Below are 14,021 nucleotides of genomic sequence, written 5' to 3'. Positions count from 1 at the left end.
TAAGTGCGTACGTTTTCTCGGTTCCCGGACATGATGTCCGACCGAGGGGCTACGGTATGCACCCACAAGGTGACATGCAGCAACGCCGGGAGAAGCCTTGAGCGTTCCGTACGAGACGGCAGCGTACGAACCCCACGAGTCGCCGGAGTCTCCGGAGGAGCACCTCGCGCGACTGCTCGGCCGTGCCCTGAACTCCTTCGAGCTGCCGGACGAGGTGATACGGCGACTCGACTGCGTGCTGGCGCACGACAGTTCGCTGCACTCCGCGCACCACAGCGCGGGCCGGCACCGTGAGACGTACCGGCACACCTGGCTGCTCGCCGACGGCTCGGCGCTCACCCTGTGGGAGCTCGTTCACAACACCGCGCCGGGCAGCGCGCCGCAGCACGAGGTGTACGTCGACGAGGAGGAGTTGCGCGCCGCCACCGCGCGCCTGCCGTTGCCGCCGGACGCCCCGGACTTCGAGCTGCCCGTGACGGTGCAGCTGTCCCCTGTGCACGCGCCGCGCCACGCGTACGTGCCGGACGACTCCGCCGACCACGCGCGCCGGCTCCTGCGCCGCGCGGAGAACACCGACCGGCCGGACGCGGACACCGCCGCGCTGCTGACCACGGCGTTCGCGCATCAGATCACGCAGGCTTTCGGGCGCCCGTGCCGTGCGGTGCGCGCCGCGCTGTGCTTCTCGCTCTACGAGCACGCCTTCCTGCTGCGCGACGGCAAGGAGATCTCCCTGTGGGAGGTCGAGCACACGGCGACGCCGGACGGGCGGCACATGTGCGAGGTGTACGTCAGCGAGGACGAGGCGCGGGACGCGATGGAGCGGCGGGCGGCGCAGGTGTCGTAGCGCGCGCCGGCGCCCGCGGCTCAGCGCCCGTCGCTGAGTTGCCGTACCAAGCCTGCGAACGCGTCCTGTTCGGCCGGGGTGAGCGGTACCGACTCCCGGTGCGGGCCCGCCTGCCGCTGGTGCGGGAGGGCGGACAGCGCGGGGTCGGTGGGCCGGCGTGCGGCGTCGGGGCGGGTGGCGCGCAGGACGCGGGCCAGGCCGATCGCCCAGACGACAGTCAGCAGGGCGAGCAGGCCCGCGCCCAGCAGCTGGAAGATCGAGACGTCCTCAGGCATGCGCCCCAGTACACACCACGGTCCGGGACTTTGGCCCCGGACCGTGACGTATCTCGCAGGTGCCGTGAACGACTCACAGCTCCTTAATAGGGGCGCCCCCGGGCTCAGGCGGCCACCGGCTGCTTGGGCTCCGTGGCCGCGGTCGCCGTGCCGGTGCCGTTGCCCGTGGGTGTCGCGCCCGGGGCGGGCTTGCGCATGCCCTTCAGGACGACGACCAGGGCGGTGGTGACGCAGACGCCCGCCGCGATGGCGACCAGGTACAGCAGCGGGTTGCCGATCAGCGGGACCACGAAGATGCCGCCGTGCGGGGCGCGCAGGGTGGCGTCGAAGGCCATGGACAGCGCGCCGGTGACCGCGCCGCCCGCCATCGAGGCCGGGATCACACGCAGCGGGTCCGCCGCGGCGAACGGGATGGCGCCCTCGGAGATGAAGGAGGCGCCCAGGACCCAGGCGGCCTTGCCGTTCTCGCGCTCGGTCTGCGTGAAGAGCTTGCCGCGGACCGTCGTGGCCAGCGCCATTGCCAGCGGGGGGACCATACCGGCGGCCATCACCGCGGCCATGACCTTCATCGCGGAGTCGCTCGGGTCGGCGACGGCGATCCCGGCCGTGGCGAAGGCGTAGGCGACCTTGTTGACCGGGCCGCCGAGGTCGAAGCACATCATCAGGCCGAGCAGGGCGCCGAGCAGGAGGGCGTTGGTGCCGGACAGGCCGTTCAGCCAGTCGGTCATGCCCTTCTGCGCCTCGGCGATGGGCTTGCCGATGACCACGAACATCAGGAAGCCGACGATCGCCGAGGAGATCAGCGGGATCACCACCACCGGCATGATGCCGCGCAGCGACGCCGGGATCTTCACGCGCTGGATCGCCATCACCACGCCACCGGCGATCAGACCGGCCGCCAGGCCGCCCAGGAAGCCTGCGTTGATGGTCAGCGAGATCGCGCCGCCGACGAATCCGGGCACGAGACCTGGCCGGTCCGCCATGCCGTAGGCGATGTAACCAGCCAGCACCGGGACGAGGAAGCCGAAGGCCACGCCGCCGATCTGGAAGAGCAGCGCACCCCAACTGTCGGCCTGGGTCCACACGAAGTGGTCCATCACCGACGGCGCCTTGTTGATCTCGTAGCCGCCGATCGCGAAGCCGAGGGCGATCAGCAGACCGCCTGCGGCGACGAACGGGACCATGTAGCTGACGCCGGACATCAGCCACTTGCGCAGCTTCGTGCCGTAGCCCTCACCGGCGTCACCGGCGCGCTCGACCGGCGTGCCCGCTCCCGCGGGTGCTCCCGCGCTCACCTCCCCGCGCGCCGCCTTCCCGCGCACCTCGGTGATGAGTTCCGCCGGGCGGTTGATGCCCGCCTTCACGCCGACGTCGACCGTCGGCTTGCCGGCGAAGCGGTCCTTGTCGCGTACGGGTACGTCGTGCGCGAAGATCACGCCGTCCGCCGCCGCGATGACCGCCGGGTCGAGCCGGGTGAATCCGGCCGAGCCCTGGGTCTCGACGACGAGTTCGACGCCCGCGTCGCGGCTGGCGTTCTCCAGGGACTCGGCCGCCATGTAGGTGTGGGCGATGCCGGTCGGGCAGGAGGTGACGGCGACGATACGGAAGGGGCGCTCGTCGGTGGTGACGGTGGCGCCCGGCGCCGGGGCGGTTGCGCTCTCGGCGTCCGCGCCCGGCGCCGGGGCCGTGCTGCCCGCTGCGGCGCCGGCGGAGGCCGCCCCCGGCGCCGCAGCGGAGTCCTTGGCGACGCTCTGCGCGCCGTGTGAGCCCCCAACAGCGCCGCTAGCGCTCCCTTCAGCGCCGTGCGCGCCCTCGGAAGCGCCGTCCGAAGCGCCGTGCACGCCCTGCGCAGCGCCCTCAGAAACAGCAGGCGCCCCCACGCCAGAGCCAGCGCCAGCGCCCCGCACCTCCTCCCCCCGAATCAGCGCCGCCGCCGACCCCGCGTCCCCCACCGACCGCAGCGCGTCCGTGAACTCCGCGTTCATCAGCTGCCGGGCGAGGGAGGAAAGGATCGTGAGGTGGGCGTCGTCCGCGCCCGCCGGTGCCGCGATGAGGAAGATCAGGTCCGCCGGACCGTCCGCCGCACCGAAGTCGATGCCGGCCGCGCTGCGCCCGAAGGCGAGTGTGGGCTCGGTGACGTGTTCGCTGCGGCAGTGCGGGATGCCGATGCCGCCGTCGAGGCCGGTCGGCATCTGGGCCTCGCGGGCGGCGACGTCGGCGAGGAAGCCGTCCAGGTCGGTCACCCGGCCCAGGGCGACCATGCGCTCGGCGAGGGCACGGGCCGCCGCTTCCTTGGTTTCGGCGGACAGGTCGAGGTCGACCAGGTCCGCGGTGATCATGTCGGTCATCGCGGGCTCCTTCGCACGCGTATCGCCCGGGGAGCGGGGTGGGCGGGGGTGGGGACGGGGGTGGTGCAGTGAGGGGAGGGGGTGGAGGCGGGGCCGGGGAAGCCCCGCCTCCCTCGGGAAGCAGGGCGGCTCAGGTGGCCCTGCGTCCCGTGGTCCGCGGCGAGTAACGGGGAGCCTCGCCGCTTCGAAGTCAACGTGAGGGGCGCCTCGGAGTACAGGAAGTACGTCATGACACCGGCTCCTTCAGTACGCGATCCACCGGCACCTCCGCCGTGACCGTCACCGCGGACGCGTCCAGGTCGGCCGGCGACGGCATGACACTGCCGGGCAGCTGCACGGCGGCGGCGCCGTGCGCGACGGCGGAGGCCAGCGCCTCCGGGCCGCTGCCGCCCGCGATCAGAAAGCCCGCGAGCGAGGAGTCGCCCGCGCCGACGTTGGAGCGCACGACATCCACGCGCGCGCTGCCGAACCAGGCGCCCGCGCCGTCCACGAGCAGCTGCCCGTCCGCGCCCAGGCTCGCGAGCACGGCGCGCGCGCCCATCTCGCGCAACTCCTCGGCCGCCTTCACCGCGTCGCCCACCGTCGACAGGGGGCGCCCGACGGCCTCCGCGAGCTCCTCGGCGTTCGGCTTCACCACATCCGGCCGCTCACGCAGCGCCTCCAGCAGCGCACGCCCCGAGGTGTCCAGCGCGATCCGCGCGCCCCCCGCGTGCACCCGCGCGACCACATCGGCGTACCACGCCGGCGCGAGCCCACGCGGCAGGCTCCCGCAGCACGCGATCCAGTCCGCGTCACGCGACTGCGCCCGCACCGTCTCCAGAAGCAGTTCCTGCTCCTCCGCCGACAGTTCCGGACCCGGCGCGTTGATCTTCGTCAGCACCCCGTCCGACTCCGCGAGCGCGATGTTCGAGCGGGTGGCTCCGGCGACCGGTACCGGCGCGACCTCGATGCCCTGCGCGTCGAGCAGATCGGCGACGAGCGCCCCCGGCGCACCTCCCAGGGGCAGCACCGCGACCGTGCGCCGTCCGGCGGCCGCGACGGCGCGCGAGACGTTCACGCCCTTGCCGCCCGGGTCCATGCGCTCGCCGGTGGCGCGGATGACCTCACCGCGGTCGAGCGAGGGAACCTCGTAGGTGCGGTCCAGGGACGGGTTGGGGGTGACGGTGAGAATCATGCGCGCACTACTTCCGTGCCGCCGCGCTCGATGGCGGCGGCGTCCTCGGGGCTCAGCCCGCTGTCGGTGATCAACAGGTCCACGTCGCTCAGGTCGCCGAAGCGGGCGAAGTGCTCCTGGCCGTGCTTGGAGGAGTCGGCGAGCAGCACCACCCGGCGGGCCGCGGCCACCGCCGCGCGCTTCACCGCAGCCTCGGCGAGGTCGGGGGTGGTCAGACCATGGTCGGCGGAGAAGCCGTTGGCGGCCACGAAGAGGACATCGGCCCGGATCTCGCCGTACGCCCGCAGCGCCCAGGCGTCCACGGCGGCGCGCGTACGGTGTCGTACGCGCCCCCCGACGAGATGGAGCTGGATGCCGGGGTGGTCCGCGAGGCGGGCCGCGATGGGCAGGCTGTGGGTGACGACGGTGAGCGAGGCCTCCAGCGGGAGGGCGCCCGCGACCCGCGCGACGGTCGTACCGGCGTCGAGGATCATCGTGCCCTCGGCCGGGAGTTCGGCGAGGGCGGCCTTGGCGATGCGGTCCTTCTCGTCGGCGGCGGTGGACTCGCGTTCGGCGAGGTCCGGCTCGAAGTCGAGGCGGCCGACGGGGATGGCGCCGCCGTGCACCCGGCGTACCAGGCCGGCGCGGTCCAGGGCCTTCAGGTCCCGGCGGATCGTCTCCGCCGTCACCTGGAACTCCTCGGCGAGCGACAGCACGTCCACCCGGCCGCCGTCGCGCGCGAGCCGAAGGATCTCCTGTTGCCGCTCCGGTGCGTACATGTCCGTTCGCCTCCGACCAGTGCCCGAACTTGTGGATTCACCCGGAGGCTACGCCGGGATTTCCGGAAAGTAAACAGGTTCGGGCGCAACTCGGGCATGAACAGACATGAGGCGCGGACGCAGACGGGCATGAACGGACTTCCGCGCAGACGGAAGGGCCCCGCGCTCGACAGCGCAGGGCCCTTGCTCCAGGTGTTACGTCAGCTTCAGGCGACCGCCACCGTCTCCCGCGCCTCGCCCACGGCCTCCGCCGACTCAGCCTCGTCGGCGGCCCCTTCCACATGCTGCGCAGTCCGCCGAGGCAGCGCGAACATCAGCAGGAAGATGGCGCCCATCACCACTGCCACCCAGCCCAGCGCGTTCTGGAAGGCGTCCGCGAAGGCCGACCCGACGACGGTCTGCGCGGCGGCACTCGCGGCACCCTCGGACTCCCCCGAGCCCAGCCCCCCGAGCTTGTCGTCCAGTACCCCGAAGAACACCACCGACACCAGACCGAGCCCCAGCGCATTGCCCATCTGCTGCACGGTGTTGATCAGCCCCGACGCCGACCCCGCGTGCTCGCGCGGCACCTCGGAGAGGATCGCGTCGGTCAGCGGAGCCACGATCAGACCCATCCCCGCACCCATCACGACCAGCGGAAACGCCATCTGCCAGGGCTCGATGCCAAGGCCGTACCGCTCGGACTCCCACATGTAGAGCAGCACACCGAGCCCGAGCACCAGCGCGCCCGCCTGGAGGACGCCCCGCCCGAACCGCGGCACCAGCTTCTGCACCGAAAGACCCGCCGCCGTGGAGACCGCGATCGAGAACGGCACCCCGGTCAGACCCGCCTTCAGCGGGCTCCAGCCCAGGCCCATCTGCATGTACAGCGTCCACACCAGGAAGAAGATGCCGAGCGCGACACCGAACACGGTCTGTACGGCGATGCCCGCGGCGAAGCTCTTCACCTTGAACAGGGACAGCTCGACCAGCGGCGACCCGTCCCGCGCGCTCTTGCGCCGCTCGTACGCCACCAGCACCGCGAGCACGACGAGCGAGCCGGCCATCGACACGTAACCCCACACCGGCCAGTCCAGCTCACGGCCGCGGGTCAGCGGGTAGAGCAGCATCAGCAGGCCGAGGGTCACCAGGGCCACGCCCACCAGGTCCAGCTTCGGGGCGCGTGCCGCCTTGGACTCGGTGATGAAACGGCTGCCGAGGATCAGGCCGGCGATGCCGACCGGCAGGTTGATGAGGAAGATCGGGCGCCATTCCAGACCGAAGAGGTTCCACTCGGTCAGCAGCGCGCCGAGCAGTGGACCGCTGACCGCGCCGAGCCCCACGACCGCGCCGAACAGCCCGAACACCTTGCCGCGCTCGTGCGCCGGGAAGGTCGCGTGCACGATCGACAGGACCTGCGGCACCATCAGCGCCGCCATCCCGCCCTGGAGGATGCGGGAGGCGACCAGCATCTCCGGGTTCGCCGCGAATCCGCACAGCGCGGAGGCGATCGTGAAGCCGCCGATGCCGATGAGGAACAGCTTCTTACGGCCGTGGATGTCGCCGAGACGTCCGCCGGTGATCAGGCCCGCGGCGAAGGCCAGGGCGTAACCGGCCGTTATCCACTGGATCTGGCTCTCGGTGGCGCCGGCGTTCTGCTGGATGGACGGGATCGCGATGTTGACGATCGTGACATCGACGAGGTCCATGAAGGCGGCGGTCATGACGATCGCCAGGGCGAACCACCGACGCTTGTCGCCCATGGAGGCTTCGCCTGCGGATGTGCTGCCCGCGGATGTTTCGGGATGAGGCTGGCTGGAGGTCATGTGAAAGAAGATAGGACCCCTATAGGTCAGATCGTGTCCTAGTTCTGCGGCATCCTCGGATGCATGACGACAGATACTCCGGCCCGGCTCCTCCAGCTCCTCTCCCTCCTCCAGACGCCCCGCGAATGGCCCGGCGGCGAGCTCGCCGGGCGGCTCGGGGTGTCCCGGCGCACGGTCCGCCGGGACATCGACCGGCTGCGTGAGCTCGGCTATCCGGTACAGGCGACCAAGGGTGCCGACGGCGGCTATCGGCTGGTCGCGGGCAAGGCGATGCCGCCGCTCGTCCTCGACGACGAGGAGGCGGTCGCCATCGCGGTCGGCCTGCGCGCGGGCGCCGGGCACGCGGTCGAGGGCGTGGACGAGGCCTCGGTACGGGCGCTCGCCAAGCTGGAGCAGGTCCTGCCCAGCCGCCTGCGCCACCGCGTCTCCACCCTCCAGGCCGCGACCACCCCGCTGACCAGCGGCGACGGAGCGAGCATCGCCCCGGAGACGCTGACCGTGATGGCCTCGACGGTGGCCGGCCAGGAACGGCTGAGGTTCGCCTACCGCGCGGGCGACGGCACGGAGTCCCGCCGCCTCGCCGAGCCCTACCGGCTCGTCTCCACCGGCCGCCGCTGGTACCTCGTCGCCTACGACCTCGACCGCGAGGACTGGCGCACCTTCCGCGTCGACCGCGTCACCGAACCCTTCGCCACGGGCGCCCGCTTCACCCCCCGCGAGCTCCCGACGGGCAACGCGGCCGACTACCTACGCCAGTCGATGTACCGACGCCAGGAGACCTACGAGTTCGCGGTCACCTTCGCCGCACCGGCCCAGTTCATCGCGGCCCGCGTACCCAAGTGGCTGGGCGCCCCGGAGCCGGTCGACGACCACACCTGTCGCCTCCGCGCCACGACCGGCGACGCGGTGGAGTGGCTGGCGGTGCGCCTGGCCATGGTCGACTGCGAGTTCACCGTCCACGAGCCCGCGGAACTGATCCAATGCGTACGGGACTTGGGCGGCCGCCTGACAAGAGCGGCGGCCACGACCACCTGAGCAACAGGACCAATCGGAGTCCCTACGACCCAACAGCCCGCGCACATACGCCCCAACAGCCCGCGCCCCTACGCCCGCTGCACCCCCGCCACTTCCCCCCAAGGAAAGTCCCGCAGCACCGCCAGATTCCGCAGCGCCAACTCCGCGGGCCCCTCCGGCCCCCCAGCCTGCGCCTCCCCCGCCGCCCAGGACTCCACGGCCACCCGCACAGCCGCCCCGGCCACGGCGGCCGCGAACCTCAGCTCGGACCCACCGGCAACGTTGTCGACCGCGCCCGTCCTAAGGGAACCCGCCCGCATCCGCCCGGCCAAAACCTCCGCCAACGTCCCCTCGGACGCATGACAGACCTCTGCCCACACCTTCCCCAGCGCAGGGCTCGACCCGGCAAGTCGGATCAGCGTCCGCACCCATTCCCAGGAGGACGCCGACACCCCGGCCCCCGGCGTCAGGGTGTGCCGTACGGCGTGTTCCAGCGCCTCGGGGACGGACAGTTCCGCGGGAGCGAGGTGCACGGCCTGTGCCCAGCGCTCCGCGCCCGCCGCGTAGAGGGGCGCGACGGCCTCCTCCTTGGTGGCGAAATACCGGTAGAACGTGCGCGGCGCGATGCCGGCGGCCTGGGCGATGTCCTCGGCGCGGGTGGCGCGCAGGCCCTGTCGGACGAAGAGCGAGGCGGCCGCGCGGGCGATCTGCATACGCGTCTCCGCCTTGCGCCGCTCCGTCAGGGAGAGCGGTACGGCGGAGTTTGGTGCTGGGGTGGGGCTACTCACATTCGGCAGGCTATGCCCATGTGACACAATCTGCCATCCGGCGGGCCACCCCGGGGTTCAGGTACGGGGTGGCCCGCCTTCCAGCATGTCCCGGCGCCAGGGCCGCACAAGCCACACCCGCCAGCCACACCCACCAGCCGCCCCCACCAGCGGCGCCCAGTCGGCGCCCACCCCTGGGCACAAAAGGAGCCGGACCCCGGCGCCCAGGGGGGGTTAGGGCGCCGAGACCCGGCTCGGGAGAGTCCCGGCGCCGGGGGGGGTTATCGCGACGGGACTTGGTTCAGGATCGGCCCGCGAGGGGGGATCGCGGGCCCGAACTCCTGGACCCTGAAAGGTTGTTCCCAGGGCCCTGGCGGTTGAAGCGGCGTTACACCGCCATGTTTGCGCGGTCTTTCGCCACCCGGCGCCACCGGGCGTACGCGGCGGTGCTCCCCGTACGCCCCCAGACGCTCGGTCGACTCTTACGCGGCCGCGTCGAACCCGGTGTCCCGGGCCAGCTTCTTCAGCTCCAGCAACGCGTGCTTCTCGATCTGCCGGATGCGCTCGCGCGTCAGACCGTGCTCCTTGCCGACCTCGGTGAGCGTGCGCTCGCGGCCGTCCTCGATGCCGTACCGCATCTTGATGATGGACGCCGTGCGCTGGTCGAGGCGACCGATCAGGTCGTCCAGTTCCTCGCTGCGCAGCAGGGTCAGCACGGACTGCTCCGGGGAGACCGCCGAGGTGTCCTCCAGCAGGTCGCCGAACTGGGTCTCGCCCTCGTCGTCCACCGACATGTTCAGCGAGACCGGGTCGCGGGCCCAGTCGAGGACGTCCGCGACGCGCTCCGGGGTGGAGCCGAGTTCGGCGGCGATCTCGGCGGGCTCCGGGTCCCGGCCGTGCTCACGGTTGAACTCGCGCTGCACGCGCCGGATCCGGCCGAGCTCCTCCACCAGGTGAACGGGGAGCCGGATGGTCCGGGACTGGTCGGCTATCGAGCGGGTGATCGCCTGACGGATCCACCAGGTCGCGTAGGTCGAGAACTTGAAGCCCTTGCGGTAGTCGAACTTCTCGACGGCGCGGACCAGGCCGGCGTTGCCCTCCTGGATCAGGTCCAGCAGGGGCAGGCCGCTGCGCGGATAGCGGCGGGCCACCGCGACGACCAGGCGGAGGTTGGAGCGGATGAAGACGTCCTTGGCACGCTCCCCTTCGGCGACCAGCGCCTCGAGCTCCTCGCGGGAGGCGTCCGCCTGGGACTCCTCGTCCCCGTCGAGGACCTGTCGCGCGAACACACCCGCCTCGATGATCTGGCTCAGCTCGACTTCCTTGGCGGCGTCGAGCAGCGGTGTGCGCGCGATCTCGTCGAGGTACATGCCGACCAGGTCGCGATCGGCGATCTCGCCGCCATGGGCGCGAACAGCGCGAACACTGCTTGCCCGGTCGGCCGTCTCGCCGGTGGCGGACTGACGACGGGCGACGGCACGGGTTGCCATGCGTGCTCCTTGCGATGGTGGGCTGGCGGGTGGTCCTGGTTGCCCGGCACTCTGCTCGGGTGCCCTGCATCCGATGGAAACAACGACTGGAATCAGGACAGAATTCCCAACCCGTCCCCCTATTTTTCTGATCATGCAGTACCCTGTCGAACCGCACAGGGCTGGACGGTGCCATCGGCCCCTAAAGAGGTGCAGGTCAGCCCAGGAACCGAGGGGCACCTCGATGCCCTCACCTACCCCTGAAACCCCCGCGTACGCGAGACCCCGGTCACACCGGAAGAGCGTCGCCGTCGGCCACTCTTCACCCGTGAAGACGGACGGCACCCCCTGACGGTTGCCAGGGCGAGCGACCTCACAGAAAACTCACATGACCAGGGAACACGCGGCACCCGCGCCCGGTCAGCCGAACTGCACCGACCGCTTGGCCAGCCCCATCCAGAACCCGTCGATGACCGACTTCTGAGCGTCCAGCTCGCCCCCGGCCTCGGCGGCGCCCATGGTCACGAACAGCGGGGCGAAGTGCTCGGTGCGCGGATGGGCGTACCGGCCGGCCGGGGACTTGTGGAGGAAGTCCAGCAGGGCGTCCCAGTCGTGGTTCTCCAGCGCGCGCCGCCCCCAGTCGTCGAACTCCGCCGACCAGGTCGGGATGCCGCCCTGGCGCAGCGCGGCCAGGTTGTGGGTGAAGAAGCCGGAGCCGACGATCAGCACGCCCTCGTCGCGCAGCGGCGCGAGCTTGCGGCCGATCTCCATCAGCCGGACCGGGTCGAGGGTCGGCATGGAGATCTGGAGGACGGGGAGGTCGGCGGCCGGGAACATCTCCACGAGCGGGACGTACGCGCCGTGGTCGAGGCCGCGGTCCGGGATGTCCTGCACGGGGATGCCGGGGGCGCGCAGCAGTTTGCGGACGGACTCGGCGAGCTCGGGGGCGCCGGGGGCCTCGTACTTCACCTGGTAGTAGTGCTCGGGGAAGCCCCAGAAGTCGTAGACGAGCGGGACGGTGGTCACGGCGCCGAGGGCGAGCGGGGCCTCCTCCCAGTGGGCGGAGACGATCAGGATCGCCTTCGGGCGGGGCAGGCCGGCGGACCAGGCGGCCAGTTCGCCGGGCCAGACGGGGTCGTCGGCGAGGGGCGGGGCGCCGTGGCTGAGGTAGAGCGCGGGCATGCGCTCCTGACTGGCGGCGATCATGGCGGCGGCTCCTCCGGCTGACGTATTACTTGAATTCTAAATCTCTACCTCAGAATAGGCCCGGTTCGTTTAAGTTTCAAGGAGACTGCTCGTACAGTGGAGCCATGAACACGGCACCCGCACCCGCACCCGCACCCGCACCTGCTCAAGAGCCCCGCTGGCTCACCGACGAGGAACAGCGCGTCTGGCGCTCGTACGTCCAGGCGACGACCCTTCTCGAGGACCACCTCGACCGCCAGCTCCAGCGCGACGCGGGCATGCCGCACATCTACTACGGACTGCTCGTCAAGCTCGCCGAGTCCCCCCAGCGGCGGCTGCGGATGACCGAGCTGGCGATGCACGCGAAGATCACCCGCTCCCGGCTCTCGCACGCCATCGCCCGGCTGGAGAAGAACGGCTGGGTGCGCCGCGAGGACTGCCCCTCCGACAAGCGCGGCCAGTTCGCGGTGCTGACGGACGAGGGCCTGACGGAGCTGAAGCGGACCGCGCCGGGCCATGTGACCGCCGTACGCAGCGCGCTCTTCGACCGGCTCACCCCGCAACAGCAGAAGTCCCTCGGCGAGATCATGCAGATCGTCGCCGAGGGACTTCAGCCGAACGAAGCGGGTGCGGATCTGCCCTGGCTGCGTTGAGCACGCCCCGGACGCAGATCGGCCCCGGTTCCGCCGAGCCGCTCACTCGGCAGGAACCGGGGCCGATCCTGGGTCGTACGTACGGGGCGTCCCCTTCCCCGTACGTACGGGTCCGTCCCGAAGAGGTGGGTCCGGGTCGTCAGTGGGCGACGACCGGAACCGCCAGCTCCTCCTCGGCACCGTCCGCGGACGCGGTGGCCGGACCGCTGCCCGGCTTGCCGGCGTTGACGAAGGTGAAGGCGATCAGCGCGGCGGCGACCAGGATGCCGACGGCGAACCAGATCGCGCTGGTGTAGCCCTCCACCATGCCCTCAAGCTGGACCAGCTGCTGCTGGGACTTGGAGGCGGCGCCACCGATGTGGTCGGCGACGTAGGAGGTGGTGGCCGAGGCGGCGATCGTGTTCAGCAGCGCCGTACCGATCGCGCCGCCCACCTGCTGGGAGGTGTTGACCATCGCGGAGGCGACACCGGAGTCCTGCGGCTTGACGCCCATGGTGGCCAGGGACATGGCCGGCATGAACGCCGTACCCATGCCGAGACCGAGCAGCAGCATCGCGGGCAGCAGCAGACCGGCGTAGGAGGAGTCGACCTCCAGCTGGGTCAGCAGCAGCATGCCGACCGCGGCGACCAGGAAGCCGGGGCCCATCAGCAGCCGCGGGGCGACCCGGGTCATCAGACGGGTGCCGATCTGGGTCGAGCCCGTGATCATGCCGACGATCATCGGCAGGAACGCGAAGCCGGTCTTGACCGGCGAGTAGCCCTGGACGATCTGGAGGTAGTAGGTCAGGAACAGGAACAGACCGAACATGCCGATGATGGCGAGGCCCAGCGAGAGGTAGATCCCGCCGCGGTTGCGGTCGGTGACCACGCGCAGCGGCAGCAGCGGGGCCTTGACCTTGGCCTCGGTGATGACGAAGGCGAGCAGCAGGACGCCGGAGGCGACGAACATGCCGACCGTCACCGCGTCGCCCCAGCCGTTGGACTCGGCGCGGGTGAAGCCGTAGACGAGCGCGACCAGGCCCAGGGTGGAGAGCAGGACGCCGGGGATGTCGAGCGGGTTGCGGTTGCGGCCGCCCTCGGGCTCACGGATGACGAACCAGGCACCGGCAGCGGCGATCACGGCGAACGGGATGTTCACGAAGAACGTCCAGCGCCAGTCCAGGTACTCGGTGAGGAAGCCGCCGAGGATCAGACCGACGGCACCGCCGGCACCGGCGATGGCGCCGTAGATGCCGAACGCCTTGGCGCGCTCCTTGGCGTCCGTGAACATCACGGCGAGCAGGGAGAGCGCGGCGGGCGCGAGCAGGGCGCCGAAGACACCCTGGAGGGCGCGGGCGCCGAACATCATGGCCTCGTTGGTGGCGGCGCCACCGAGCGCGGAGGCCGCGGCGAAGCCGCCCAGGCCGACGACGAAGGCGCGCTTACGGCCCCACAGGTCGGCGATGCGGCCGCCGAAGAGGAGCAGACCACCGAAGGCGAGGGCGTAGGCCGTGACGACCCACTGCCGGTTGCCGTCGGATATGCCGAGGTCCTGCTGGGCGGAGGGCAGCGCGATATTCACGATGGTGGCGTCGAGGACCACCATCAGCTGGGCGAGCGCGATGAAGACGAGCGCTTTCCAGCGATTGGAATCGGGGACGGATGGAGCCTTGACGGCTGTTTGAGACATGGAGGTACCCACTTCGGGACTTCGTGACGGAAAAAGACGTGAATAAAGGTGTGCGAATGG

12 protein-coding genes are annotated in these 14,021 nt (G+C 71.2%); 3 read left to right on the top strand and 9 right to left on the bottom strand.

Annotated elements, in window-relative coordinates; translation table 11 throughout:
• Positions 1-97: 97 nt before the first annotated feature.
• Positions 98-844 carry a DUF6227 family protein gene (locus BN159_RS25035; RefSeq protein WP_015659790.1) on the top strand — a complete coding sequence of 249 codons (747 nt, stop codon included), beginning with the start codon at positions 98-100 and terminating at the stop codon, positions 842-844.
• 20 nt (positions 845-864) lie between these two features.
• Here the strand turns inward: BN159_RS25035 and BN159_RS25030 are convergent, their stop codons facing one another.
• The 5 genes from BN159_RS25030 to BN159_RS25010 form a co-directional block, all read right to left on the bottom strand.
• Complete coding sequence (locus BN159_RS25030) at positions 865-1,119, bottom strand: hypothetical protein (protein ID WP_015659789.1); 255 nt, start codon at positions 1,117-1,119, stop codon at positions 865-867.
• Positions 1,120-1,223: 104 nt separating this feature from the next.
• Positions 1,224-3,467, bottom strand: coding sequence for a PTS fructose transporter subunit IIABC (locus tag BN159_RS25025; RefSeq protein ID WP_015659788.1), 2,244 nt, complete (start codon positions 3,465-3,467; stop codon positions 1,224-1,226).
• A 226-nt stretch (positions 3,468-3,693) separates the two neighbouring features.
• Positions 3,694-4,641, bottom strand: a complete 948-nt coding sequence (gene pfkB / locus BN159_RS25020) for a 1-phosphofructokinase (RefSeq protein ID WP_015659786.1) — start codon at positions 4,639-4,641, stop codon at positions 3,694-3,696.
• A complete protein-coding gene (locus BN159_RS25015; protein ID WP_015659785.1) occupies positions 4,638-5,399 on the bottom strand; it encodes a DeoR/GlpR family DNA-binding transcription regulator in 762 nt (253 codons plus the stop codon). The genes pfkB and BN159_RS25015 overlap by 4 nt, the downstream gene beginning before the upstream one ends.
• A 206-nt stretch (positions 5,400-5,605) precedes the next feature.
• Complete coding sequence (locus tag BN159_RS25010) at positions 5,606-7,141, bottom strand: MFS transporter (RefSeq protein ID WP_015659784.1); 1,536 nt, start codon at positions 7,139-7,141, stop codon at positions 5,606-5,608.
• Positions 7,142-7,267: 126 nt separating this feature from the next.
• Between BN159_RS25010 and BN159_RS25005 the strand changes: the two genes are divergently transcribed.
• On the top strand, positions 7,268-8,239 hold the full coding sequence (locus BN159_RS25005) for a helix-turn-helix transcriptional regulator (protein ID WP_015659783.1): 972 nt from the start codon (positions 7,268-7,270) through the stop codon (positions 8,237-8,239).
• A gap of 68 nt (positions 8,240-8,307) precedes the next feature.
• Here the strand turns inward: BN159_RS25005 and BN159_RS25000 are convergent, their stop codons facing one another.
• The 3 genes from BN159_RS25000 to BN159_RS24990 form a co-directional block, all read right to left on the bottom strand.
• Positions 8,308-9,006, bottom strand: coding sequence for a TetR/AcrR family transcriptional regulator (locus tag BN159_RS25000; RefSeq protein ID WP_231905650.1), 699 nt, complete (start codon positions 9,004-9,006; stop codon positions 8,308-8,310).
• A 461-nt stretch (positions 9,007-9,467) separates the two neighbouring features.
• On the bottom strand, positions 9,468-10,475 hold the full coding sequence (locus BN159_RS24995; RefSeq protein ID WP_015659781.1) for a sigma-70 family RNA polymerase sigma factor: 1,008 nt from the start codon (positions 10,473-10,475) through the stop codon (positions 9,468-9,470).
• A 399-nt stretch (positions 10,476-10,874) separates the two neighbouring features.
• Positions 10,875-11,660 carry a dioxygenase family protein gene (locus BN159_RS24990; RefSeq protein WP_015659780.1) on the bottom strand — a complete coding sequence of 262 codons (786 nt, stop codon included), beginning with the start codon at positions 11,658-11,660 and terminating at the stop codon, positions 10,875-10,877.
• Between the two features lie 104 nt (positions 11,661-11,764).
• On the opposite strand from BN159_RS24990, the gene BN159_RS24985 reads away from it, so the two are divergent.
• A complete protein-coding gene (locus BN159_RS24985; RefSeq protein ID WP_015659779.1) occupies positions 11,765-12,292 on the top strand; it encodes a MarR family winged helix-turn-helix transcriptional regulator in 528 nt (175 codons plus the stop codon).
• Positions 12,293-12,431: 139 nt separating this feature from the next.
• Here BN159_RS24985 and BN159_RS24980 read toward each other — a convergent pair whose 3' ends face one another.
• The gene (locus tag BN159_RS24980; protein WP_015659778.1) at positions 12,432-13,961 is read right to left on the bottom strand and encodes an MFS transporter; all 1,530 of its coding nucleotides are present in this window, start codon (positions 13,959-13,961) and stop codon (positions 12,432-12,434) included.
• Positions 13,962-14,021 lie beyond the last annotated feature (60 nt).

This window comes from Streptomyces davaonensis JCM 4913, from assembly GCF_000349325.1.
GTDB lineage: Bacteria > Actinomycetota > Actinomycetes > Streptomycetales > Streptomycetaceae > Streptomyces > Streptomyces davaonensis.
The sequence above is the reverse complement of the archived record's forward strand: the minus strand, read 5'-3'. Positions and strand labels throughout refer to the sequence as shown.

What these genes read in the sequence shown, in the direction of transcription:
- pfkB (WP_015659786.1), bottom strand. Translation starts at nt 4,641, where the DNA reads ATGATTCTCACCGTCACCCCCAACCCGTCCCTGGACCGCACCTACGAG.
- BN159_RS24990 (WP_015659780.1), bottom strand. Translation starts at nt 11,660, where the DNA reads ATGATCGCCGCCAGTCAGGAGCGCATGCCCGCGCTCTACCTCAGCCAC.
- BN159_RS25005 (WP_015659783.1), top strand. Translation starts at nt 7,268, where the DNA reads ATGACGACAGATACTCCGGCCCGGCTCCTCCAGCTCCTCTCCCTCCTC.
- BN159_RS25025 (WP_015659788.1), bottom strand. Translation starts at nt 3,467, where the DNA reads ATGACCGACATGATCACCGCGGACCTGGTCGACCTCGACCTGTCCGCC.
- BN159_RS24980 (WP_015659778.1), bottom strand. Translation starts at nt 13,961, where the DNA reads ATGTCTCAAACAGCCGTCAAGGCTCCATCCGTCCCCGATTCCAATCGC.
- BN159_RS25030 (WP_015659789.1), bottom strand. Translation starts at nt 1,119, where the DNA reads ATGCCTGAGGACGTCTCGATCTTCCAGCTGCTGGGCGCGGGCCTGCTC.
- BN159_RS24985 (WP_015659779.1), top strand. Translation starts at nt 11,765, where the DNA reads ATGAACACGGCACCCGCACCCGCACCCGCACCCGCACCTGCTCAAGAG.
- BN159_RS24995 (WP_015659781.1), bottom strand. Translation starts at nt 10,475, where the DNA reads ATGGCAACCCGTGCCGTCGCCCGTCGTCAGTCCGCCACCGGCGAGACG.
- BN159_RS25015 (WP_015659785.1), bottom strand. Translation starts at nt 5,399, where the DNA reads ATGTACGCACCGGAGCGGCAACAGGAGATCCTTCGGCTCGCGCGCGAC.
- BN159_RS25010 (WP_015659784.1), bottom strand. Translation starts at nt 7,141, where the DNA reads ATGGGCGACAAGCGTCGGTGGTTCGCCCTGGCGATCGTCATGACCGCC.